20 protein-coding genes are annotated in these 22,232 nt (G+C 67.3%); 11 read left to right on the top strand and 9 right to left on the bottom strand.

What is annotated here, in order from left to right; all coding sequences use genetic code 11:
* Positions 1 to 225: 225 nt before the first annotated feature.
* From IAI54_RS27820 to IAI54_RS27810, 3 genes are all read left to right on the top strand, one after another.
* Positions 226 to 1,317 carry a porin gene (locus tag IAI54_RS27820; protein ID WP_187970264.1) on the top strand — a complete coding sequence of 364 codons (1,092 nt, stop codon included), beginning with the start codon at positions 226 to 228 and terminating at the stop codon, positions 1,315 to 1,317.
* A gap of 432 nt (positions 1,318 to 1,749) precedes the next feature.
* Positions 1,750 to 2,874, top strand: a complete 1,125-nt coding sequence (locus IAI54_RS27815; protein WP_187970263.1) for a porin — start codon at positions 1,750 to 1,752, stop codon at positions 2,872 to 2,874.
* A gap of 118 nt (positions 2,875 to 2,992) precedes the next feature.
* On the top strand, positions 2,993 to 4,156 hold the full coding sequence (locus IAI54_RS27810) for a serine hydrolase domain-containing protein (protein WP_187970262.1): 1,164 nt from the start codon (positions 2,993 to 2,995) through the stop codon (positions 4,154 to 4,156).
* A 20-nt stretch (positions 4,157 to 4,176) separates the two neighbouring features.
* Here IAI54_RS27810 and IAI54_RS27805 read toward each other — a convergent pair whose 3' ends face one another.
* Both IAI54_RS27805 and IAI54_RS27800 read right to left on the bottom strand, forming a co-directional pair.
* On the bottom strand, positions 4,177 to 5,748 hold the full coding sequence (locus IAI54_RS27805; protein ID WP_235679456.1) for a sensor histidine kinase: 1,572 nt from the start codon (positions 5,746 to 5,748) through the stop codon (positions 4,177 to 4,179).
* A 156-nt stretch (positions 5,749 to 5,904) separates the two neighbouring features.
* Positions 5,905 to 6,675, bottom strand: a complete 771-nt coding sequence (locus IAI54_RS27800) for a hypothetical protein (protein WP_187970260.1) — start codon at positions 6,673 to 6,675, stop codon at positions 5,905 to 5,907.
* Between the two features lie 437 nt (positions 6,676 to 7,112).
* Here IAI54_RS27800 and IAI54_RS27795 point away from each other — a divergent pair, with 437 nt between their 5' ends.
* Positions 7,113 to 8,225: a pyridoxal phosphate-dependent aminotransferase gene (locus IAI54_RS27795; protein WP_187970259.1), complete on the top strand. Its 1,113-nt coding sequence runs from the start codon at positions 7,113 to 7,115 to the stop codon at positions 8,223 to 8,225.
* 19 nt (positions 8,226 to 8,244) lie between these two features.
* Here the strand turns inward: IAI54_RS27795 and IAI54_RS27790 are convergent, their stop codons facing one another.
* Both IAI54_RS27790 and IAI54_RS27785 read right to left on the bottom strand, forming a co-directional pair.
* A complete protein-coding gene (locus IAI54_RS27790; RefSeq protein ID WP_187970258.1) occupies positions 8,245 to 8,613 on the bottom strand; it encodes a pYEATS domain-containing protein in 369 nt (122 codons plus the stop codon).
* A gap of 130 nt (positions 8,614 to 8,743) precedes the next feature.
* On the bottom strand, positions 8,744 to 9,301 hold the full coding sequence (locus IAI54_RS27785) for a hypothetical protein (protein ID WP_187970257.1): 558 nt from the start codon (positions 9,299 to 9,301) through the stop codon (positions 8,744 to 8,746).
* A 262-nt stretch (positions 9,302 to 9,563) separates the two neighbouring features.
* Here IAI54_RS27785 and IAI54_RS27780 point away from each other — a divergent pair, with 262 nt between their 5' ends.
* Entirely contained in the window at positions 9,564 to 10,205 is a 642-nt protein-coding gene (locus tag IAI54_RS27780) for a TetR/AcrR family transcriptional regulator (RefSeq protein WP_187970256.1), read from the top strand.
* Positions 10,198 to 11,358, top strand: a complete 1,161-nt coding sequence (locus IAI54_RS27775; protein WP_187970255.1) for an isovaleryl-CoA dehydrogenase — start codon at positions 10,198 to 10,200, stop codon at positions 11,356 to 11,358. The genes IAI54_RS27780 and IAI54_RS27775 overlap by 8 nt, the downstream gene beginning before the upstream one ends.
* On the opposite strand, the gene IAI54_RS27770 is transcribed toward IAI54_RS27775, so the two are convergent.
* The gene (locus IAI54_RS27770) at positions 11,359 to 11,727 is read right to left on the bottom strand and encodes a type II toxin-antitoxin system HicB family antitoxin (protein WP_187970254.1); all 369 of its coding nucleotides are present in this window, start codon (positions 11,725 to 11,727) and stop codon (positions 11,359 to 11,361) included.
* A complete protein-coding gene (locus IAI54_RS27765) occupies positions 11,724 to 11,978 on the bottom strand; it encodes a type II toxin-antitoxin system HicA family toxin (RefSeq protein ID WP_187970253.1) in 255 nt (84 codons plus the stop codon). The genes IAI54_RS27770 and IAI54_RS27765 overlap by 4 nt, the downstream gene beginning before the upstream one ends.
* A gap of 210 nt (positions 11,979 to 12,188) precedes the next feature.
* Here IAI54_RS27765 and IAI54_RS27760 point away from each other — a divergent pair, with 210 nt between their 5' ends.
* Positions 12,189 to 12,575, top strand: coding sequence for an AbrB/MazE/SpoVT family DNA-binding domain-containing protein (locus IAI54_RS27760; RefSeq protein ID WP_210321190.1), 387 nt, complete (start codon positions 12,189 to 12,191; stop codon positions 12,573 to 12,575).
* The gene (locus IAI54_RS27755; protein WP_187970252.1) at positions 12,572 to 12,955 is read left to right on the top strand and encodes a type II toxin-antitoxin system VapC family toxin; all 384 of its coding nucleotides are present in this window, start codon (positions 12,572 to 12,574) and stop codon (positions 12,953 to 12,955) included. Before IAI54_RS27760 ends, IAI54_RS27755 begins: the two co-directional genes overlap by 4 nt.
* A 75-nt stretch (positions 12,956 to 13,030) precedes the next feature.
* On the opposite strand, the gene IAI54_RS27750 is transcribed toward IAI54_RS27755, so the two are convergent.
* Both IAI54_RS27750 and IAI54_RS27745 read right to left on the bottom strand, forming a co-directional pair.
* Entirely contained in the window at positions 13,031 to 13,963 is a 933-nt protein-coding gene (locus tag IAI54_RS27750) for a hypothetical protein (RefSeq protein ID WP_187970251.1), read from the bottom strand.
* Entirely contained in the window at positions 13,960 to 17,595 is a 3,636-nt protein-coding gene (locus tag IAI54_RS27745; protein ID WP_187970250.1) for a CHAT domain-containing protein, read from the bottom strand. Before IAI54_RS27745 ends, IAI54_RS27750 begins: the two co-directional genes overlap by 4 nt.
* 223 nt (positions 17,596 to 17,818) lie before the next feature.
* Between IAI54_RS27745 and IAI54_RS27740 the strand changes: the two genes are divergently transcribed.
* The 3 genes from IAI54_RS27740 to IAI54_RS27730 all read left to right on the top strand — a co-directional run bounded on the left by IAI54_RS27740 (position 17,819) and on the right by IAI54_RS27730 (position 20,120).
* Positions 17,819 to 19,426 (top strand): carboxyl transferase domain-containing protein, encoded by a 1,608-nt coding sequence (locus IAI54_RS27740; RefSeq protein ID WP_187970249.1) that lies wholly within the window; start codon positions 17,819 to 17,821, stop codon positions 19,424 to 19,426.
* A 21-nt stretch (positions 19,427 to 19,447) separates the two neighbouring features.
* Positions 19,448 to 19,801 (top strand): DUF2200 domain-containing protein, encoded by a 354-nt coding sequence (locus IAI54_RS27735; RefSeq protein ID WP_187970248.1) that lies wholly within the window; start codon positions 19,448 to 19,450, stop codon positions 19,799 to 19,801.
* Positions 19,802 to 19,937: 136 nt separating this feature from the next.
* Positions 19,938 to 20,120 carry a hypothetical protein gene (locus IAI54_RS27730; RefSeq protein WP_187970247.1) on the top strand — a complete coding sequence of 61 codons (183 nt, stop codon included), beginning with the start codon at positions 19,938 to 19,940 and terminating at the stop codon, positions 20,118 to 20,120.
* Positions 20,121 to 20,635: 515 nt separating this feature from the next.
* Here IAI54_RS27730 and IAI54_RS27725 read toward each other — a convergent pair.
* The gene (locus tag IAI54_RS27725) at positions 20,636 to 22,213 is read right to left on the bottom strand and encodes an outer membrane protein (protein WP_187970246.1); all 1,578 of its coding nucleotides are present in this window, start codon (positions 22,211 to 22,213) and stop codon (positions 20,636 to 20,638) included.
* Positions 22,214 to 22,232 lie beyond the last annotated feature (19 nt).

Raw genomic sequence — 22,232 nt, 5'->3', positions numbered from 1 at the left:
TCGCTCACTGCCTCCTATTTAGTCGAAATTTTTCGATTAACGTCCGGTTCGTTGCCATTCTGCAACAGCTGCATGCAAAAGAGATGTGCGGCGCAATATGTGGACACGATTTGCGTTGAGGCAGCGCAAGAAGAGGAGCACCCGTCCCTGCGAAGACGTCTTCTCCGCAGGCGGGGGAGCGGGGGCCGGGGCGGCGTCTTCCGAACAGAAACCAGGAACCAAACGATGAACCTGAGACTCTCCCTCGCCTCCGTTGCCGCCCTGACGAGCGTCAACGCGGCGTTTGCGGCCGACGCGATCGTGATCGCCGAGCCGGAGCCCGTGGAATACGTACGCGTCTGCGACGCGTTCGGTGCGGGCTTCTTCTACATCCCGGGAACCGAGACGTGCCTGAAGCTCGACGGCTACGTCCGCATGCAGATCGGCGCACGGGGCGGCGCCTCCTACAGCGGCGGAACCTATGCCGGCGACTATGCCGAAGGCTGGCGCTTCACCACCCGTGCCCGTCTGAATCTCGACGCCCGTTCGGAAACGGAACTCGGCACGCTGCGCGGCTTCATGCGCATCCAGGCCGACGCGACGAACAACGCCGACGCCGCCTACGGCATGGACCAGGCGATGGTGCAGCTCGGCGGCTTCTACGTCGGCTACACGGAATCGGCCTTCGTGGCACCGTGGGCGCTGCCGGGCATCGCCCGCTTCGGCATCCTGCACACGGATGACGGCGGCCAGCACGCCTCGCAGCAGCGCCAGCAGATCGGCTACGCCTATACCGGCCCCAACGGCCTGTTCGGCTCCATCACGCTCGAGAACGATCAGAACGAGGGCAAGGGCTACATGCCCGACGTCGTCGGCGTCGCCGGCATCAGCCAGGGTTGGGGCGGCGTCTGGGGCAAGGTGGCGTATGACGAATCGGCAGGAGAATATGCCGTCCTCGGCGCTGCGCAGTACAACGTCCCCGGCTTCGCCGGCTCGTCGCTGCGGCTGGGCATGTTCTATGCCTCGGGCGTGAACATGTACGCGCTCGACATGCCGGTGAGCGGCGGCGGCTCGAGCGAAGCGGGCACCGTGGAGTGGTCGGTCGCCGGCTCCTATCTGCACAAGATCAACGCCCAGTGGAGCGCGACGGTCGGCGGCCAGTACTTCAAGGAGTTCTCCGGCGACAAGGCCTACCTGGTGCAGGGCGCGGTGGTGTGGCTCCCGGTCACCAATTTCGAGGTCCGCCTCGAGGGCTCCTATGCCAGCGAGGAGAATCTCCGCGGTGGCCGGAAAGACGACACCTGGTCGGGCCTGCTGCGCTTCACGCGCTACTTCTGATCCGGACGTCGGTCTCCAGGCCAGGGCCCGCGACATTCGTGTCGCGGGCCTTTTCCGTTCGCACCCGAAAAGCGTGTTCGGTCGCAGCCCGATCCGCTCCCCTGAGGTGCACCTTCTTCGCCGGACGAATCATGGAACGGCTGCTCTGCCCGCGGAATGGGCGAATGCCGCGCGGAGGCGCAACATGATGCCATTTCCTCCGGCATGAGCGGATAGAGACGGAAGCATTCGTCACATTCTTGCAACAGCGGTCCGCATTCGATGCTGCACCGCAACCGCTGGCCGCAAAATATCTTGATCCGGCAAAGAGGGTGAATGATCCTGAAGAAGAAGGCGACGATCACGACGTATTCACGGGGCGGCGGAACCAAACCGCCAACGGGGACGGCAGGCCGGCTTTCGCCAGAACAAGCGAATTTTGGGACACAGGACATGAAGATCAGGAATCTCCTCCTCGCCAGCGCCGCCGCCCTCGCCGGCAGCAATGCCGCCTATGCAGCCGATGCGGTCGTGATCGCCGAGCCGGAGCCGGTCGAGTACGTGCGCGTCTGCGACATGTACGGCGCGGGCTTCTTCTACATCCCCGGCACCGAGACCTGCCTGCAGTTCTCGGGCCAGGTCTTCTTCCAGGTGGCCACCGAGACCTTCGAAGGTCGTGGTGATTCCCCGGACTACCAGACCACCGGCAGCAACGAAGGTGACGGCGGTTGGCTCGCCATGACCCGCGCACGCCTGCAGGTCGACGCCCGCTCCAGCACCGAGTGGGGCACGCTGCGCGCCATGATGCGCATCCAGGCCGACGCCGGGTCGAATGCCGACGCCGGCTACGTCATGGACAACGCCTTCGTGCAGCTCGGCGGTTTCCGCGTCGGCTTCACCGAGACGGTGTGGAACGACTCGATCGGCGCCGGCGTCGCCTCCTATGGCTCGCACTCCTGGGGCTCGCTGAGCTACGGCTATCGCAAGACGCAGCAGATCTCCTACAGCTTCGGTTCGGACCAGGGCTTCGCAGCGACGATCTCGCTCGAGAACGACGATCTCGAAGGCGATGGTTACATGCCTGACGTGGTCGGTGCGGTCAGCTACAATCAGGGTTGGGGTGCCGTCTGGGCCAAGGCCGGCTATGACGAGGACTATGACGGCCTCGGCAGTGACGGCTTCGGCGCCACGCTCGGCCTGCATTACAACATTCCCGGCTTCGAGGGTTCGTCCTTCCGCCTGATCGGTTACTATTCCGACAGCGACAACGTCTTCGGCGTCGGCAGCCCGTTCAAAGCCCTCACCGACGGGAATGGTGCGGCCGAATGGTCGGTCCTGGCCTCCTACTACCACCAGATCACGGAGAAGTTCGGCGCGTCCGTCGGCTTCCAGTACTACAGCGACCTCTATGCGGCGCAGTCCTCGGTCTCTACCGGCCTGGACGGCTATACCGCCGAGCTCAACCTCGTGTATACGCCGGTCGAGAACCTCGAGATCCGCTCGGAGATCTACTACGACAAGATCGACAACCTCGACGGCACGGCTTCGGGCTTCCTGCGCCTGACGCGCTTCTTCTGATCCGATCTATCTGAGGCGGGGGCCTTGGAAACCCGGCGGGCAACCGCCGGGTTTTTCCGTTGCGCAGACAGCCGCGGCGAACCTATGGATGGTCGGTGACCATCCGGAGCCGAGATTCATGTCCGACAGCATTTCCCGCGGCACGGTTAGCCTTTCGAACTGGCGCACCCATCCGAACAGCCGCTGGTCGTTCCAGAACGTGCGCGAGATCGTGCCGACGGCCGAGATCGCTGCGGCACGGGGAGAGACCGAGCCGTCACCTGGATACGGCGCGCTGACGGCGCTCGACCTCAGCCTGCCCGACGGCAGCCCGATCCATGCACTCGACCACCTTTCGCAGTCGCACGGCGACGCTTTCGTCGCCCTGAAGGACGATCGATTGGTCGCGGAGTGGTACGCGCCGCATTGCGATCGCGACGCACCGCACCTCATCTTCTCGATCTCGAAATCCGTCACCGGCCTGCTTGCCGGAATCGCGGCCGCGGAAGGCGCACTCGATCCCGACGCGCCGGTCACGGCCTACGTGCCCGTTCCGCGGGGCGGCGCCTATGCCGACGCCACCGTGCGGCACCTGCTCGACATGACGGTCAGCCTCTCCTTCGAGGAGAACTATCTCGACCGGCAGAGCGACTTCGACCGCTACAGGCGGGCGATGCTGTGGAACCCCGAACACGAGACGGGTCGCGAGGAAACGCTGGAAGAAGTGCTGGTCTCGCTGCCGAAGGCGGAGCATCCGCATGGGCTGCGGTTCCACTATGCCTCGCCCGACACCGACATGCTCGGCCTCGTGATCGAGCGCGCCACGGGCGTGCGCTTCCACGCCTATCTCGCCGATCGCCTTTGGCGCCATCTCGGCGGTCGCGGAGCGGCCAGCGTGACCGTCGACCGGGCCGGGACGGCCCGTGCGGCCGGCGGCATCTCGGTCACGGCGCGCGACCTTGCCCGGTTCGGCCAGATGATGCTCGACGGCGGAACCGCCGGCGGCCGGCAGGTGGTGCCGGCCGACTGGATCGAGGACATCCGCCGCAACGGCGACCGGCAGGCCTGGGCGACAGGCGACTTCGCCGGACTGTTCGGCAAGGGACGCTATCGCTCCTGCTGGTACGACACCGGCGACGACCATGGCAGCCTTGCTGCCATCGGCATCCACGAGCAGTGGATCTGGATCGATCCGGTGCGCCGGGTCGTGCTGGTGAAGCTGTCGTCGCGCCCCGAGCCCAGCCACGATCCGTCGACGATGCGGGAAAAGTCCATGCTGCGGCAGATCGCGCGGCGGCTCTGACGACCGGCAGCGCGCGCCGTCTATGCGGCGGCCTTCCGCTGCTGCCCCGCCTGATCGATGAGCGTGACGAGGGTCTGGAAACGCGTGCCGCCCCGGAAGTAATATTCCGGCTCGCTGCCGCCCAGCTGGACCAGCATGGCGCGGACCAGCCGACCGCCCAGTCCGCTGGTCGCCATCGTCGGATCGAAACCGACGCCGTCGTCGCCGATGGACAGTTCCGCATGGCTGCCGTCGCGGGACTTGAACGCGACGTGGATCGTCCCGGCCCGGCCGTCGGGGAAGGCATATTTCAGAGCGTTGGTGACGACCTCGTTGACGACGAGCGCCAGCGGCGTGGCCTGGTCGTGGTGGAGCATGACCGGGTCGATGTCGTAGTGGATCGTGACCGGCTGCGCGAAAGCCTCCCGCAGCGGATCGACGATCGCCGGAATGAGCGTGTCCGCGTTCACCTCGGCGAACTGGTCGAGGCGATAGAGGTGCTCGTGCACGGCCGTCATCGCCAAGATCCGTCCCTGCAGATCGGCCTTCATCTGCTGCGGCAGTCCGTGCAGCCTGACCAGCGACATGATCGCCTGGAGATTGTTCTTCACCCGGTGATGCGTGTCCCGCACGAGCATGCGGTTCAGTTCCAGCGTTTCGAGGAGCCTGCGCTGCCGGTCACGGTCGCGCCGAAGCAACCGGAAGATGAACACCGTCGCCAGCGCCAGCGCCAGCGCTGTCGGGACCGCGAAGAGGAGGGTGATGGCGGTGTTGCGGTGGAACTGGGCGAAGGCAGTATCCCTGGAAACGCTCGCCAGGGCCACGAGCGGCGCCCCCTGAACGCGGCGATAGCCGACGATGCGGGCGACACCGTCGGCCGGCGACACCGCGGGGTAGGTTCCCGCGTCCCCGAGCTTCAGATACTCGGTGAAGAGGACGTATTTCGACAGATCCAGCGGACCGTCCGCCAGCGGATAGCGGGCGACCAGCTGTCCATCCTCCCGCAGAACGCTGACGGTCGAGAGCGCGTCGAGCGACAGGGACTGCCAGATCTCGCGAAACAGATCCACGTCGAATGACAGGATCGCCACGCCCTGGAACATTCCCCCGCGCTCGAGGCGACGGCTGAAGACGAAGATCTGCTTGCCGTCCAGGCGGCTGACCATCAGGGCGGAGACGTGAAAGCGCGTACCGGCGGCGGGCACGGCGAAATATTCGCGGTCGCGGATGTCGATCGGCTGGACGTCGGGGTCGGTGGAGAAGAGGGTGGCACCATCCGCGCCGACGACATAGGCCTTGACGTTGCCCGGCAAACGATCGACCGCGTTTCGGATCCTTTCCTCCACACTGGCCGAACCGCCTGCAATCTCAACGCCGAGGGCATCGTCGATCCGCCCCAGCGCCTGACGCGAGAGCTCCGTGATCCAGCTGACATTCGTGGCGACCACCTGGGATGCCGCAGCCGCCCGGGCTTCGGCAGCGCGCTGCGCGGCTTCTCTTTCCCGCAGCAGGGAAACGGTCAGAACCACGACGAAGAGGACGAACATCAGCACGATCAGTGCCGTGGCGGCCCGCAAGGTGCGCGAGCCCGTCGGGACGCGCGCCCCGTTCACTTCAGACAAACCTTCCTCCGTCCACCGTTCCCTGCCGACATTCTAGGGCAGTCGCTTCCGGAACGACACCCCATGTGCACAACTATGCGCCAGCCCTGGACGGTTACGGACACGAAGAGGAAATCGGAGGAGCAGGCCTGCGGTGCCGCCCGCGGCTCACGGCTCGGCGGCGACGGCCTTCGAGACGATGGCGTCGCCGATGATCGCGAGCACGCCGCCGAGGATTTCGTTGGCCGCGCTCTCGCTGCCGGTCGCGATGGCGATGAAGTTCGTCTCCGCGTCCGGCTGGGCCAGGAAGCGACCGCCGACGATGCGGATCGACTGGCGGCTCGGAGGGATGGCTCGGGGCTGCGCCAGTTCCTCGAGACGCGCCATGTCGATCGCAGCCATCCGGGTCCTGGCATGCTTCACGTAGTTGGCCTGGTAGATCTCGGAGGGTGACGCCGGGCGCGGCATCGGAACCGGGATCGTTCCGTCCATGGTGCGGACGGCCGGCTCCGGGCTTTTGACCCTCACCACCTGACGAGGGCTTTCAACCTGCTGCCGCTGGCAACCGTTGGCCCGAAGCGCTGCCTTCAGGCGGCTGCGCTCACGAGCCGCATCGCCAGGAGCAAAACCGCTGGAGCGGAGCGCCTGGATCCGGCTCGCATGCGCGCGGCAATGGGTGTCGCGGGGCGATGCGAAACCGTTCGGCCCGCAGCCTGCCTGCCGCGAGAGGCGGACGGCGCGGGCGAGGCCATCCTGTGCCCGGTGCGGAACGGCAGAGACCGCAGCCAGCCTGTGCTCGATCTGGCGGCAGAGACTGCCGGCCTCGGACGCCGTGGTCGACAGCGGCAGCAACGCCAGCAGTGCCGGGGCGACGATGGCGAGCACGCGTGCCGTCGCGGATGCGGCGCGATTGCCCGGGATTGCCGTTTTCAGTGTCATTGCGAAAAGCCTCCCTCGCCGCCATACGGAGTAAGGCGGGCATCCTGGTTTCGTTGGTGCTGTCCCCGTCGGCGGCATCCGGTCACCGAACTGCCGGAACAATGTCGCAAATCGGCCTGGGTTCCAGGCGGGGAAAATCTTCGGCCCGGCACAGGTGGCCGCATTGCCCGAAGAGAGCCGCGTTCCCCCGGCTGGCCGCACGGAGCGGGCGGGACGGCATGACGCCGGCCCCCCTCGCCCGCGGTCGTGGATGATGCAGACTTCGGTGAAGCGCCCGCGTCTGCACGCTGCTGCACGCTTCACCGGCGCGGCTGCGGAACGGCGGCGCTGGGGCGACGGTCGGCGAAGCCGCCCGAGCCCCAAGACGGTCCGCCTGCCTTCTTCCCTCGCGCCCGGTTTCGTCCTACGGTCCGCGGCCCTTCTGCCGGATCATCGACATGCAACGCCTTCCCCGCCTGACGCCGCTTGCCGCCGCCCTGCCCTCGACCGTGCCTTTCGTGGGACCGGAAGCGCAGGAGCGCAGCCGGGGCGCCGCCTTCCGCGCCCGGATCGGCGCCAACGAGAGCGGTTTCGGCCCCGCACCCTCGGTCGTCGCGGCGATGGCGGAGGCCGCCGGTGCCATGTGGAAATACTGCGACCCCGACAATTTCGACCTGAAGGCGGCGCTGGCGCGCCATCTCGGCCTCGGCGCGCAGAACGTGGTCATCGGCGAGGGCATCGACGGGTTGCTGGGGCTGGCGGTGCGACTCCATGCCGGTCCCGGCGACACGGTCGTCACCTCGCTCGGCGCCTATCCAACCTTCAACTTCCATGTCGCGGGTTTCGGCGCGCGGCTGGTCACCGTGCCCTATCGCGACGACAGGGAGGACCTGCAGGGTCTGATCGACGCGGTGAAGCGCGACGCTGCGCAGGTGGTCTACCTGTCGAACCCGGACAACCCGATGGGCACGTGGTGGGAGGCGGCGGACGTCGAGGCCTTCATCGATGCGATCCCGCCGACGACGCTGGTGCTGCTCGACGAGGCCTATGGCGAGACCGGACCGGCCTCGGCGCAGCCGCGCGTCAACCTGTCGCGGCCGAACCTGATCCGGCTTCGGACCTTCTCCAAGGCCTATGGCCTCGCCGGCCTGCGCTGCGGCTATGCCTTCGGCGACGCCGCGGTGATCCGCAGCTTCGAGAAGGTGCGCAACCATTACGGCATCAACAAGATGGCGCAGGTGGCCGGCGAGGCCGCGCTCGCCGACCAGGACTATCTGGCCACAGTGGTCGCCCGCGTCGCGGCCGGCCGCGAGCGCATCGCCGGCATCGCCCGCGACAACGGGCTCGAGCCGATCCCGTCGGCCACCAACTTCGTCACCATCGACTGCGGCGCCGACGGCGCCTTCGCGCTGAAGGTGCTGCAGGAGACGCTCGCCCGCGACGTCTTCATCCGCAAGCCGATGGCCCCCGGCCTCGACCGCTGCATCCGGATTTCGGTCGGGCTGGACGCGGAACTCGACCTGTTCGCGGAGGAACTGCCGAAGGCGCTGGCCGCGGCGCGGGCGGGGTAGTTTGTGGCGGTCGAGCGCTTCAGGAGGCCTGCCTGAAGACCGACTGCGGGGTTCGCTCTATCTCCGCGCCGTAGGTAAGCGGGTGAACGAACTCGTACTTCTGGCCACTCTTGTCCTCGACAATGACCCGGACCGTGAAAATCCCCCAGGTCCAGATCGCCAGGCTACAGTTCGGATTGCGGATGGAGCGAGAAACGGTCCGGACCGGTTGATCGAACGTCTGGTGGAGGTGGTAGGTCGCGCTGTTGACGAAGAGCAGATCGTTCCCATCGAGATAGATGTGGACCTTGTACAAGGGGCTCTTTCCCGCCTGCCGCCGCATTTCGGGCGCCCCGGAAGGGTCATAGGGGTTTTTCAGGCTGTCCTTGACGGCGACGTTCAGGCCCATGACCTCTCTCCATGCTCGCCGAACGCCTTAGCGTCCAATCGACCATCCTCAAGATAGTCCCGGCCGCCCGCAACTCCAAGTGCGTTGGAAAGCCATCCGGCCGGTTTGGGCAGATTGCTTCGGGACATGGCTAGATTCCAGGCTCGGGCGCCGGCCGCGGAGCGACCTGTGGCGCGGCTTCCCGCGCGGCGACGCCAAGGTCATCAGGTCCGCCATTCTTCTGCTCGGGCGCGCCACCCTGAAGGGCGGTTCCCGATGGTTGCGTGGTATCGCCCGCCCCGCCGGTGCGGGCGACGGTCTCGCCGAAGTAGTAGCCGATGATGACTCCGATGATGCCACTGAGAGAACCGGTGACCGCCTGCAAGGCCTTGTTCATGTTGTCGACGTTGGTGCCTGCAACCCAAAGCGCGTAGGCGACGGAGAAGAGAAAGACCAGCATCACGATGAGTGCCAGCAGGTGCCGGAAGTCGTTCACCAGTTTCGCAAACAGTTCCGCGAAAACGAAACGGATCGGTCGTTCGGCGAAGCCTTCCCGCCCAGGCGCCATGTTGTCCGCCCGCGGACGGAAGCGTCCCCAGCCGGCGATCCAGAAAGCCCACTGGACCATTCCCATGAACAGGATGGCCGCAACAAGAAGAAGTATGATCTCCTGCCTGTAGCCCTTCAGGAAAACAAAAAACCCGTCCATGATGCATTCTCCGGACGATGAATTGACCGATAATTACATGACTTCGATGAAAGAGCCAATTCGATATGTCGCGCGGCCGATCCGCATGAACACATTTTGAATGTCGCTCCACGAATGACGCTGCGGATGGTAGCCTTGAGCGCTCATGGTTCCGCGCAGCGGCCGCCCGCCCCGATCAGAACCCGAATCAGCCTCAGGCGACGTCCACCCCTTGAATGAAACGACCGTTCGTTTTATTCATCGCCTCAGGAGGAACCACGCCTTGGCACGCACGACCGGTTCGTACGGCGAGAAGACGGAAGCGGCGCTGCGGGAGGCGGCGGTGGGGCTGATCGCGCGGCATGGCTACGAGGCGGTGTCGATGCGGCGGCTGGCGGCGGAGATCGGGCTGCAGGCGGCGGCGCTCTACAATTACTTCCCCACCAAGGAGGACCTGCTGTTCACGCTGATGCGCGAGCACATGGAGGCGCTGATCGCGGCCTGGGCTGCGGCCGATCCCGGCGGGACGCCGCGCGTGCGGCTCGCCGCCTTCGTGGAGAACCACATCGTCTTCCACGTCGAGCGGCGGCACGCGACGCATGTCTCCAACATGGAGCTGCGCAGCCTGTCGCCGGAGCGGCTGACGGCCATGCTGCGGCTGCGCTCCGCCTACGAGAAGGACCTGCGCCAGATCCTGCGCGAGGGCGCGGCCGCGGGCGATTTCGCGATCGAGGACGCGACGCTGACGGCCATGGCGATCATCCAGATGATCACCGGCGTGATCGTCTGGTTCCGGCCGGACGAGCGTCTGTCGGTCGAGGAGGTCGCCGCCACCTACCACGCCATGACGATGCGGCTCGTCGGCGTCGAGCCGACGCGACGTCAGGGCGCCCCGGAGCAAGCCAAGGAGAGGCTCGATGTATGACCACGTGATGGATTTCGGCCTCGGCGAGGACGTCGCCGCGCTGCGCGAGACCGTGCGCCGTTTCGCGCAGCAGCGCATCGCGCCGATCGCCGCCGAGATCGACCGCTCGAACGAATTTCCCGCCGGGCTCTGGGCCGAACTCGGCGCGCTCGGCCTGCTCGGCGTCACCGCCGATCCCGATTTCGGCGGCTCGGGCATGGGCTATCTCGCCCATGTCGTGGCGATGGAGGAGATTTCCCGCGCCTCGGCGTCGGTCGGCCTGTCCTACGGCGCCCATTCCAATCTCTGCGTCAACCAGATCAACCGCTGGGGCACGGCCGAGCAGAAGGCGCGCTACCTGCCGGCGCTCTGCTCGGGCGCGGCGGTCGGCGCGCTCGCCATGTCGGAGCCGGGCTCGGGCTCGGACGTCGTCTCGATGCGGCTCAGTGCCGAGAAGAAGAACGACCGCTATGTGCTCAACGGCTCCAAGATGTGGATCACCAACGGCCCCGACGCCAACACGCTGGTGGTCTATGCCAAGACCGATCCGGAGCGCGGCTCGCGCGGCATCACCGCCTTTCTCGTCGAGAAGGGTTTCGCCGGTTTCTCGGTGGCGCAGAAGCTCGACAAGCTCGGCATGCGCGGATCGAACACCGGCGAACTGGTGTTCCAGGACGTCGAGGTGCCGTTCGAGAACGTGCTCGGCGAGGAAGGCCGCGGCGTCGAGATCCTGATGTCGGGGCTCGACTACGAGCGCGTGGTGCTGGCGGGCGGACCGCTCGGCATCCTCGCCGCCTGCCTCGACGTCGTCATGCCCTATGTGCACGAGCGTCGGCAGTTCGGCCAGCCGATCGGCGAATTCCAGCTGGTGCAGGGCAAGCTCGCCGATCTCTACACGACGATGAACGCCTGCCGGGCCTATGTCTATGCCGTGGCGGCCGCCTGCGACCGCGGCGAGACCACCCGCAAGGACGCCGCCGGCTGCATCCTCTACGCCTCGGAGAAGGCGACGCTGGCTGCGCTCGACGCCATCCAGCTGCTCGGCGGCAACGGCTACATCAACGACTATCCCGCCGGCCGCCTGCTGCGCGACGCCAAGCTCTACGAGATCGGCGCCGGCACGAGCGAGATCCGGCGCTGGCTGATCGGGCGGGAGATGATGGGCGAAGGGTGATCAGTGGACCTTCGTCCTGACCTTCGTCGCGCCGCTTTCCAATCGTTTTCGGGCGACTTCTTCGAGAGTCTCGGAAATCCACTGATTGATGGACTTGCCTTCATTGGCCGCCGCCTTGCTCAGCAGCGCGTGAATTTCCGGCGTGGTTCGCAGAGCCAGCTTTCCCGAGTATGGCTTCTCGGGTTCCACGCCCCGCTCGGCGCAGAAACGGAGATACTCGTCGATGCTGTCGCGGAAGGCTTGCGACAGTTCATGCGAACTCGCGCCGGTGAAATGAACCGTATCGCGGATACCATGCACGATACCATGAAAAGCATGGTCGTCTTCTTCGTACCAGATCTCCGCGACATATCCCTTGTACGGGTTCATGGCTTGTAACCAACCTCTTTCAAGTATCGCCGGACCGCCTTCACCGCCCCCTTGTCTGTATCCGGCGAGGGATGCGGCCGGTGAATGATCAAGCTACGGTCTCTCAACACGAACCGGACACGCGAGCCGCTTCCTTCGCTCATCTCCGCGCCAAGCGCGATCAGCAAGGCCTCGATGTCTCGCCACTTGATCGATCCGCTGACTGGATCGTGAAAGATCGCATCGAGCGTTTCTTCGTGCTTCCTGCGCATGCCAGCCTCCTGAAAACAAGCAAGGGACACAGGCCGTTGCTGCCTTCGGATCGCTGCACGTCATGCGCGGTCGACCGAACGTGATACTAGAATGTGATATCATTCGTGCATTGTCAACGCCGCTTCGGACGCCATCGCAGGCGATGATCCGTTTTGCCAGCCGGGCAGTTCTCTGTCATCATGGGTGTGGTTTGGCAGCGGAGACGGACTATGGCAGCGCGTGGATTTGCCGAGGAACCTCGCCGTTTCGAGGCCGAAGAGACCGGCCTGCGGTCGGTCGACTACGTGCGGCTGAAGATCGACACCGCCGGGCGCATCGTGATCCCTGCGGAACTGCGGGCGGCGATGCTGGTCAGGCCAGGCGACACCGTTACGGCCCGGGTCGAGGATGGCGAGTTCCGGATCGTCTCGCCGGACGTGGCGCTGAAACGCGTCCAGGCCTTCGCACGCAGATGGAAGGCCGAACATCCCGACGAGCCGAGCGTCGTCGACGAGCTGATCGCCGAGCGGCGGGAAGAGGCACGGCGGGAAGACGAGCGCTACGATCGCCTTGCCAGAGAGGGCCACAGCCAAACCCCGTCGGGTTCGCACGAATGACGGGTTACGTCATCGACGCGTCGGCGCTCCTCGCGATCATCCGCAGCGAGATCGGCGCCGACCGGGCGAGCGCGCGAATGCGTGGAGCGTCGATGTCGACCGTGAACGCCAGCGAAGCCCTGATGCGAGGCGCAGAGAAGGGCACGCCTCTCGATCTCATGCGGGCGTTTCTGGCGTCTCAGGATGTGCACTTCGTCGACTTCGACGCCGACCTCGCGGTTGCCGCCGCGCTCCCGCGTCCCTCGACGAAGCGCGCGGGCCTCTCTTTCGCCGACCGCGCCTGCATCGCCACCGCGACCCGCCTGAACGCCACCGTCGTCACCGCCGACCGCGTCTGGGCCGACCTTGACCTGCCCTGCCCCGTCGAACTCATCCGATAGGCTCTATCCGGCGGCCGACTGACCACTGCCTCACGTGCGCCCACCTCCATCGCCGGGTCCAGCCGGCGCGCCGCCTCACGCGCCCTCGTAACGCGTGACGCTGAAGGCGACGTAGTTGTAGGGGATGAGGGTGCGCCGCGTGGCGCGGTCGACGATACGGCCCTGGGCGCGGTCGTAGGCCCAGAGCGACCAGTCCCAGACCGAGACCAGCGTCTCGGGGATCTGCACCGCGATCACGTCGCCCTCGGCCAGCCGCGCGCCCATGGCGTTGGCGGAGAAATCGAGGCCGATGAACATGTCCTGCACCGAGACGTTGCGGTTGCGCGCGGCAAGCGCCTTGGTGACGCCGAGCGCCATGGACGAGAGCGGCGCGATCGCCGGCTGGGCGGTGGTGGCGAGCTTCAGGCCGGCCTTGAAGGAATCGCCTTCGAGGAAGTCGAGGATCGCCTCGTCGTCGTCGTTCTTCACGTTCACGGTGTGGAAGCGGAAGGCGACGCCTTCGGTGCCGACGCTGAGGCCATTGAAGATCGGATAGCCGAGGATCGGCGCGCGCTCGCCTTCGCGGGCGCGGTAGGTGGCGTTGAAATGCAGGTCCTCGCCGCCGCCTTCAGTCTGGTTGCGGGCGTAGAAGTCGAACAGGATGCGGTGGATGCCGGCACCGGGATAGGCAGCCACGCGCAAGGCGTTGAGCCGCACCGAGACGCGGGCGTTCTTCAGCGAGGCGTCGGCTTGCGTCTCGCCGACGCCGTGGATGGGCAGCAGCCCGTCGGCGCCGGGCATGGCCGCGGCGGGCAGGAAGCCGATCGTGTGCGCGGTGTGCTGCCAGGGGCGCGGCCCGCCGGTCAGCCAGTCGCGCAGCGAGCGCGGCCGCCCGGTTTCGAAGGCGACCGGGGCCTCCACGTCCTCGGCCTTTTCGAGCGGCTCGCCCATGGCCTCCAGCCGCGCCAGCGCCGCCTCCGGCGGCAGGCGGGCGATGACGGGCAGGTCGGCGAAAGGGTTCGGGGTCATGGCGGAGGGTCTCCCTGGGCGGCGATGGCGGCTTCGATCTTGGCGAGGAGGCGGTCGCAATCCTCGACATAAGTTTCGGCGTCCCGCAGCGATGCAAACTGTTCGCGCGCGGCGTGCGCATAGGCGCGCGCTTCTAACAGGCGGCCCTCTTCGAATAGCATCAGCCCGACGTTGAAGCGCGTCTCTGCCGAGCCGAAGGGATTCTGCGCCTGCTCCTCGAACGCGATCGATTGGCGATAGTGCGCCAGCGCCTGGTCGACAGCGCCGCCGATTCGGAAGACGACACCTAACTGGTTGTGCGTGACGGCAAGGCTGGCGAGATCGTCCGCGCCGAAGGCGTCGAGCGCTTCGCGATAGGCCTCGTACGCGGCATTCAGGTGTCCAAGTAAAGTCTCCGCGTCGGCGCCGGCCACGCGGGCGTCGTAGGAGCGCCGGAGCGCCACGCTGCCGAGCTGGGCGTAGCACCTGCCGCGTCCGGCGCGGTCGTCGGCGGCGCGGAGCGCCAGGGAGGTGCGGTACCAATGCTCCGCTGTGCCGAGATCGCGGATCGAGGGCACGCGGACATGGGCATTGCCGAGATAGAAGGCGCAACCGGCTTCGACCCGGCGGTCGCCGATCACGGCGGCTATGTCTTTCGCTTCCTCCAGCGCGGGCACGCAGTCGGGCGATCCGGATTCGGTGAGCATCTCGCCAAGCTGATGTAGCGAAGCCGCGAGCGAGCGGAGGGCGTTACGCTCCGCTCCCGTTCGCTCGGCATCGGCCCTGGCCCGTGCGCCCGCCGTCGTCGTCCGGCGCCAGTCGATCCTGTTCCGGAGGATTGCCGCCGCGTGGCTCCAGTCACGGTCCTCCATCGCGATCCCGGCGTCATACTCCAACGCCAGCAACCATTCGTCCTCCAGGCCCGGCGGCGGGTCCTCGGTATGCGGGTCGAGCAGGGCCTGGCGCAGCGGCGCGACCAACGCCCGCCAGGCGCCGCGCCGGCCGCCATAGGCGTATATCTCCTTCAGGCCCTGCATGCAGCGGATAGCGCGCGCCCAGTCGCCCGCCTCGGTCGCGAGCGACCAGGCGGCGAGCAGATTGTCCTCCTCGGCCGCGAGCCCGGCACGAGCGTCGGCGTTTCCCCTGTTGATCTGGTTATGATAGAAATTGCCAAGCATCCCCATCGCCGCGACGAAGGCCGTTCTCGCCCGCTCCCCTGCCTCGCTGGCATGGTGCCGCTCGAACAGGTCGCGGAAGAACCAGGGCAGCGCCGGGTGGATGGAATAGTATCCGTCGCCCAGCGCCGTCAGCAGGCCGATCTCGGCGGCGCGGTCGAACAGGGGGATCAGCGTCTCGCGCGTCGCGTTGCGTACGGCCTCCATCGTCCACGGCGCGTTGGGATCACCCATGATTCGCACGGCGTCGACGTCGACGAACCCGTGGAACAGGTGCAGCAGCGCCAGCGCCGCCCGCTCGGCCTCCGAAAACCCGTGTGCGAAGCCGTAGGACAGCGACGCCGCCAGCGAGGCGTCGCGGCCTTCCCCGGCTTCGTCGCCGAATCGCGCCCTGCCCGCCTCCAGCGCCGCGACATAGTCCGCCAGTTGCGCGGCCGTCGCGACGGCTTGCTCCAGCATGCCGCCGACGGCGGCCCTGACGGTCAGCGGGTTGCCGCGCGTGAAGCGCAGCAGCGTGGTCAGGTCGGGCAGGTCGGCGAGCCGCTTGCGGTGCCTGGCAGCGATGGCCGCCGCCATCTGCCGGCGCTCGCGCATCGGCATCGGCGGCAGCGCCAGGCGCAGCGGCAGGTCGCCCAGCCAGGCCCGTTCGTTGCGGCGCGAGGTGAGCAGGAATTTCGCCTTGGTCCCTGCCGCGTCGCGCAGGAAATCGGCGAGTTCGCGCTGCTCCTCCGGCGACCAGGCCGACACGGCACCGCTCGGGAAGCCGGCCACCGGCTCGACATTGTCCCAGATCCACAGGACGGGCACCTGCCGCAGGACGTCAAGCGCCACCGCCCGCCGTTCGGCCTCGTCGACGATCGCATGCCACTGCACGCCGGCGGCCGCGAGCGCGCCTCCGAACATTTCGCCGATCCTGTCCAGCACGCGCGGCAGCGGCAGGTGCCGCTCGAAGGAGGAAAACAGCACGGCGCCCTGCACCCCGCCGGTGGCGGCATACCAGCGCGCGAACTCGGCCGCGACCTGCGTCTTGCCGCTGCCGGCGAAGGCCGAGAGCAGGATGACGCGCTGCGAGAAATCGCCCCTGTCGTCGAAGCCGCGGTCGAGCGCATGCAGCGTCTCGTCGCGGCCGAAGAAGCCGAAATCCGGCGCGCGCGGCAGCTTCGGATCGACGAAGGCGCCGCGCGACGCTTCCTGCGGTGCCGCGAGCACGGCCGCTGCCCTCTGCGGCCAGAGCCGCTGCGGCGCGCGCTCCCACACCAGCGGCACGTGCCAGTCACTCAAAGGCCGCGGCACCGCGCCGACCTCGCGCATCGGATCGTCGGCAAGCGCCTTGCGCGCCGCCGCCACCGCCTGCCCGAGCGTGGCGCCGGACGAAAGACGCTCGTAGAGTCGCTCCACGAAATCCGCGGCGGTGACGACCCAGACCGAATAGCGCATCGCCACCACGCCGCCGAGGCCGGCCTGCATGACCTGCTGCGCCAGCGAGCCGTAGGCCGCCGCTTCGGCCAGCGCGGTCCTGGCTTCATCACTCTCCGGCGCGGGCTCGTTGGGCGATTCGGCGAAAGCCGAGCGGCAGGCATTGAGGATCAGCGCCTGCACACCGGCATCGCGCAGCAGCGGGCCGAGCCGGTCGCCGCCGACGCAATCGCTGCGGTCCTCCTTCTCGTCGTCCTCGAAGACGAGGAAACCCTGCCGGCCGCCCGCCGCCGCGTCGTAGGCATGGACGGAGGACCGTCCCATCCCGTCGGACGGCGATGCCAGGTCGCCATAGCCGCCATGGCCGTCGAAATGCACCACGTGATAGGGCTCGCCTGAATCCGCCGCCGTCCGCAGCACGCTCGCCAGCTGCCGGAAGGTCGGCGGCCGCAGCACGTCGAGCCGCCAGCCCTTGCCGGCGGCATCGCCCAGCCTGCGCACCAGCCGGCTCGCCACCGAGCGGAAGGGAACGTCGCGCCCGCCGCCGGGCCGCGCAATGACGAGCAGGATGCGCACGACGCCCGGCTCTTCCTGCGCCACGAACATTTGCTGCGCGCCGCGGGCGCCGCGCACGAATTCGCGTGCCGACAGCGCCAGCGTCGTGCCGGATGCCGCATCGCGCATCAGCTCCCAGGGAAGGTCGGTCGCGGTTCTCACGTCGGTGACGATCTCGATGCGCGTCTGCGGCAGCGCCATCGACGCCAGCGCCCAGCAGCGCTGGCCCTCGGGCGAGGATTGGAAGACCTGTGCGAACAGATCGGCGCCTGTCCGCTCCATCAGCGTTTCCACGCTCTTGGCTATGGCCGGCGCCGGGTCATGGTCGAATTCGAGATAATCCTCCAGATACCAGCGGATGCGTTCGCGGTCGGCGGCCGGCAGTGCAAAGGCGATCTCGCGGGAAAACCTGATCTTGCCGACGCCCAGCACGTCGGAAAGCTCGACCTCGACGTCGTAGCGGTCCGGCGCGCGGCCAGGCTGCTGGCTGATCTCCAGTATCGGCATGAAAAAAACTCCCGCGGAAAGTGTAGCGGGCGATTCGTCTGCCTGTCCATGAAGCTCACGCCGTTTTCTTCAGTATCGCGACTGGCCCGGCCCCTGTACGCGGCGGCGGTTCCAACGCCGGGAGGATGCGGCTAGGATGGCGCGTCCGGCGGATCCGCCGGCCGGGAGGGAGGAATGGGTTCCAGTCCGCCGCCCGCACGACGTCCTGCCGCCGAAGGTCCTCATGCCCGTCATCCGCACCGCCCTCTCCACCGCCTCCGATGCCTTCCGCGCCAATGCCGAGCGTATGCGCGGGCTGGTGGCCGATCTCGCCGACAAGGCCGCGGCGATCGAGCGCGGCGGGCCGGAGGAGGCGCGGCGGCGGCATGTGGAGCGGGGCAAGCTGTTGCCGCGCGAGCGGCTGGCGCAGCTCATCGACACCGGGTCGCCCTTTCTGGAGATCGGGCAGTTCGCGGCATGGGACATGTATGGCGGCGACATCGCGTCGGCGGGCATGATCGCCGGCATCGGCCGGGTCGAGGGCCGCGAGGTGATGATCGTGGTCAACGACGCCACGGTGAAGGGCGGCACCTATTATCCGATGACGGTGAAGAAGCATCTGCGCGCGCAGGAGATCGCGGCCGAGAACGGGCTGCCCTGCGTCTATCTCGTCGATTCCGGCGGCGCCAACCTGCCCAACCAGGACCAGGTGTTTCCCGACCGCGAGCATTTCGGCCGTATCTTCTACAACCAGGCCAACATGAGTGCTGCCGGCATTCCGCAGATCGCCTGCGTGATGGGCTCGTGCACGGCGGGCGGCGCCTATGTGCCGGCGATGGCCGACGAATCGATCATGGTGAAGAACCAGGCGACGATCTTCCTCGGCGGGCCGCCGCTGGTGAAGGCGGCCACCGGCGAGGAGGTGTCGGCCGAGGATCTCGGCGGCGCCGACGTGCACACGCGGCTGTCGGGCGTGGCCGACCACTACGCCCAGAACGACGAGCACGCGCTGGCGATCACGCGCCGCATCGTGGCCAATCTGAACCGGGTGAAGCCGGCCTCGCTGCAGCTTCGCCCGCCGCAGCCGCCGCTGTACGACCCGGCGGAACTCCACGGGCTCATCCCGGCCGACACGCGCCAGCCCTATGACGTGCGCGAGGTGATCGCACGCGTCGTCGACGGCTCCGAGTTCGACGAGTTTAAGGCCAATTACGGCACCACGCTGGTGACGGGCTTCGCGCATCTCTTCGGCATGCCGGTCGGCATCATCGCCAACAACGGCGTGCTGTTTTCCGAAAGCGCGCAGAAGGGAGCGCATTTCATCGAACTGTGCTGCCAGCGGAAAATCCCGCTGATCTTCCTGCAGAACATCACCGGTTTCATGGTGGGTCGCAAATACGAGGCCGGCGGCATCGCCAAGGACGGCGCCAAGCTGGTGACGGCGGTGGCGACCGCGCGGGTGCCGAAGCTCACCGTCATCATCGGCGGTTCGTTCGGCGCCGGCAATTACGGCATGTGCGGCCGGGCCTATTCGCCGCGCTTCCTGTGGATGTGGCCGAACGCCCGCATCTCGGTGATGGGCGGCGAGCAGGCCGCCACCGTCCTCGCCATCGTCCGGCGCGAGGGCATCGAACGCAAGGGCGGCACCTGGCCGGCGGAGGAGGAAGCGGCGTTCAAGAAACCGATCCTCGACCAGTTCGAGACCGAGGGCCAGCCGCTCTATTCCTCGGCACGGCTCTGGGACGACGGCATCATCGACCCGGCTCGCACCCGCGAGGTGCTGGCGCTGTCGCTCTCGGCCGCTCTGAACCGGGAAGTGGAGGAAACGAAGTTCGGCCTGTTCCGGATGTAGAGCCCGACGGAAGAGCCGGTCATGCAGAAGCACCGCATCTATTCGATGAGCTTTGCGAGCGTCTATCCGCTCTACGTCGCCAAGGCGGAGCGCAAGGGGCGGACGAAGGCCGAGGTCGACGCGATCATCGCCTGGCTGACCGGCTACGAAGGGCAGTCCCTGCAGGGCGTTCTGAACGCAAAGACCGACTTCGAGACCTTCTTCGCCGAGGCCCCTGCCCTCAACGGCGCCCGCGCTGCTGTGAAGGGGCTGGTGTGCGGCGTGCGGGTGGAGGAGGTCGAGGAGCCGCTGATGCGCGAGATCCGCATTCTCGACAAGCTGATCGACGAACTGGCCAAGGGAAAGGCCATGGAGAAGATCCTGCGCGGGGCATGAGCCGGGCGGACGGCACCGTTGCCACAGCCGGGCCGTCACGGCGACGGCGCACGGCATCCTCGCTGCTCCGGCCGGGCTGGCGCCATCGGCCCTCTGCCGCTAGCCTTGCGCCAACCGACGACCGGAGGAGCGGGCGATGAGTGCGGGCTTTGTGAACCTTGTCGTGCTGGCGGCGATCGTGGCGATCATCGGCGGCGCTTTCGCCATCTTCCGCTACGCGGCCACGCGTCCGGCCGGCCGCAGGGCACGGGGGCTCGCCAAGCCGTCGAAGACCGCGCAGCGCAAGGTCAATCCGAAGACCGGGGACCTGTTTCCCTGAGCATGGGCTGGGCCGTGGTGCGTTCTTCGACCTTGCCACCCCGGGAATTGGCTTGCGCTTCGCTGTCGTGGTGCCTGTTTCGCCTTTGCAGCGGCCCCGCTTCACACATGCGGCCCCTTTCACCTTCGTCATCCCGGGCGAAGCCGGAGCGGAGCGGAGGCGCAGACCCGGGATCCATGCCTCGGCCGATGCCGAAAGGCTGGATGGTGCCGACGGCGCACCGGCGCGCGTCTTCTCCATCGTCCCCTGTCGATGTTCGTTGAGGCACGGATCCCGGCCGTCCTGCGCTGCGCTCGGACGCCGTTCCGGGATGACGAAAGCAAGGGGGCGGGCCGGTCTTCCCAGACCGTCTTTACCCCGAGGGTTTAGCCCGCACGATCGCGACCGAAGGAGCGGCATATGCCCGCGGGCGAGCGCCGAAGGAGGCGCGGGACGTCATGAACGCGAGAGGCCCGGCGCAGCGCAAGGCCTCCGTTACAAGCTGCCGCGCGATGGAGCGCGCGGCGGCGTGCCGATCAGTTGAGCTTCCAGGACAGGCCGGCCGTAAACAGCTGGACAGTCGAATCCTCGTTGCGGATCAGCCCTGCACTGGAATCGCCGAGGATGATCTCGCTGTCGTCCCACTGCGTGTTGCGGTATTCGAGCTTGGTCGACAGCCGGTCGGTCAGCATGGTCTGGACGCCGAGGCCGAAGGTCCAGCCGTCGCGTTCGTAGTCGTAGGCCAGCAACTCCTGCGAGCCGATCGCGGCGATGCCCGTGTTCAGCGTCAGATCGGCCTTCATGTTCTGGCGGGTGAAGGCACCGAGACCGTAGAAAAGGGTCTGCGGATTGACGAGAACGCCGGCGCGTCCGCCGATCGACCAGCTGTCGCCGGTCTTCAGCGTATAGGTCAGGTCGGCCGTGCCGGAGGTGATGCCGAAGGCGCAATCGTCCTGACCGCCATTGTCGTAGAGACAGTAGTCGCCGAACACGCCCACCTGGGTCTCGGCATTGGAGAAGGTGTAGTCGCCGAAGGCGCCGAGCACGAAATGCCGGCCGAGCATGAGGTCGTAGCCGCCCTCCAGGCGGCCGACGAAGCCCTCGCCGCCGAAATCGAGATCGCCGTCGATCGAGAAGATGTCGACGTCGTCGATCTGCAGCAGGCCGCCGAGACCGGTGTCGTAGGCCTCCAGCCCGGCATTGTGGCGCAGGGACGAGAAGCCGCCTGCCACGCCGACGTTGAAGCCCGTCCAGTCGACGACCGGAATGGCGTCGACGGCTGCCTGCTGGGACGCGCCGTCGCCGCCGAAGCGCCACGACAGGACACCTCGCATCGACTGCGCGACCGCATCGTCCCAGGTGTCGATGCCGGAGAAATCGTTGAAGACGATGCTGTCGTCGTTCTCCCACTCGGTGCGGCGGTATTCCATCTTGAGCGTCATGGCACCGGTGATCGGCGCCTCGATGCCGCCGCCGAAGGTGTAGCCGTCGCGCTCGTAGTCGTAGGAGGCGAGCGGGATGGTTCCGGTGAGGTCCGAGGTGAGCGTCAGCTCTCCCTCGAGGCCGGTGCGGGTGAAGCCGCCGAGCACATAGGTCAGCGCGCCGGGATTGGCGACGTAGCCCGCGCGGCCGGTGATGCTCCAGCTGTTCTTGACGGTGAGCGAATAGTCGAGGGCATAGGCGTCGTCGATGGTGCCGACGTCGCAACTGTCGGGATTGGGATCGTCCTCGTAGCAGACGGTGGCGCCGAGGCCGCCGCCGGCGTCGAAGTTCGACCAGGTGTAGTCGCCCTGGATGCCGATGACCAAGCGTTCGCCGAGCTGATAGTCGAAACCGCCCTCGATGGTGCCCAGCGCGCCGCCGCCGCCCAGATCCAGCATGGCGCCGATCGAGCGGATACCGGCGATCCCGATGTCGAATTCCGCGCTCTCGTCGTAGTCGTAGATCTCGGCGCCGGCATTGTGCGAAACGCCGCCGAGACCTGCGCCGATGCCGATGTGGAGGCCCGTCCAGTCGTAGCTCGCGGGTGGAGCCACTTCGACGCGATCCGCGGCCTGGGCGGCACCTCCGGCAAGGGCGACAAGTATCGCCACCGAGAACTTTCCGGCCTGCATCGAGTCCTCCCAAGAACAG

The sequence above is a fragment of the Aquibium microcysteis genome (genome assembly GCF_014495845.1).
Classification (GTDB): domain Bacteria; phylum Pseudomonadota; class Alphaproteobacteria; order Rhizobiales; family Rhizobiaceae; genus Aquibium; species Aquibium microcysteis.
Note: the sequence above shows the minus strand (reverse complement) of the source record. Positions and strands in the feature narration are given on the sequence as shown.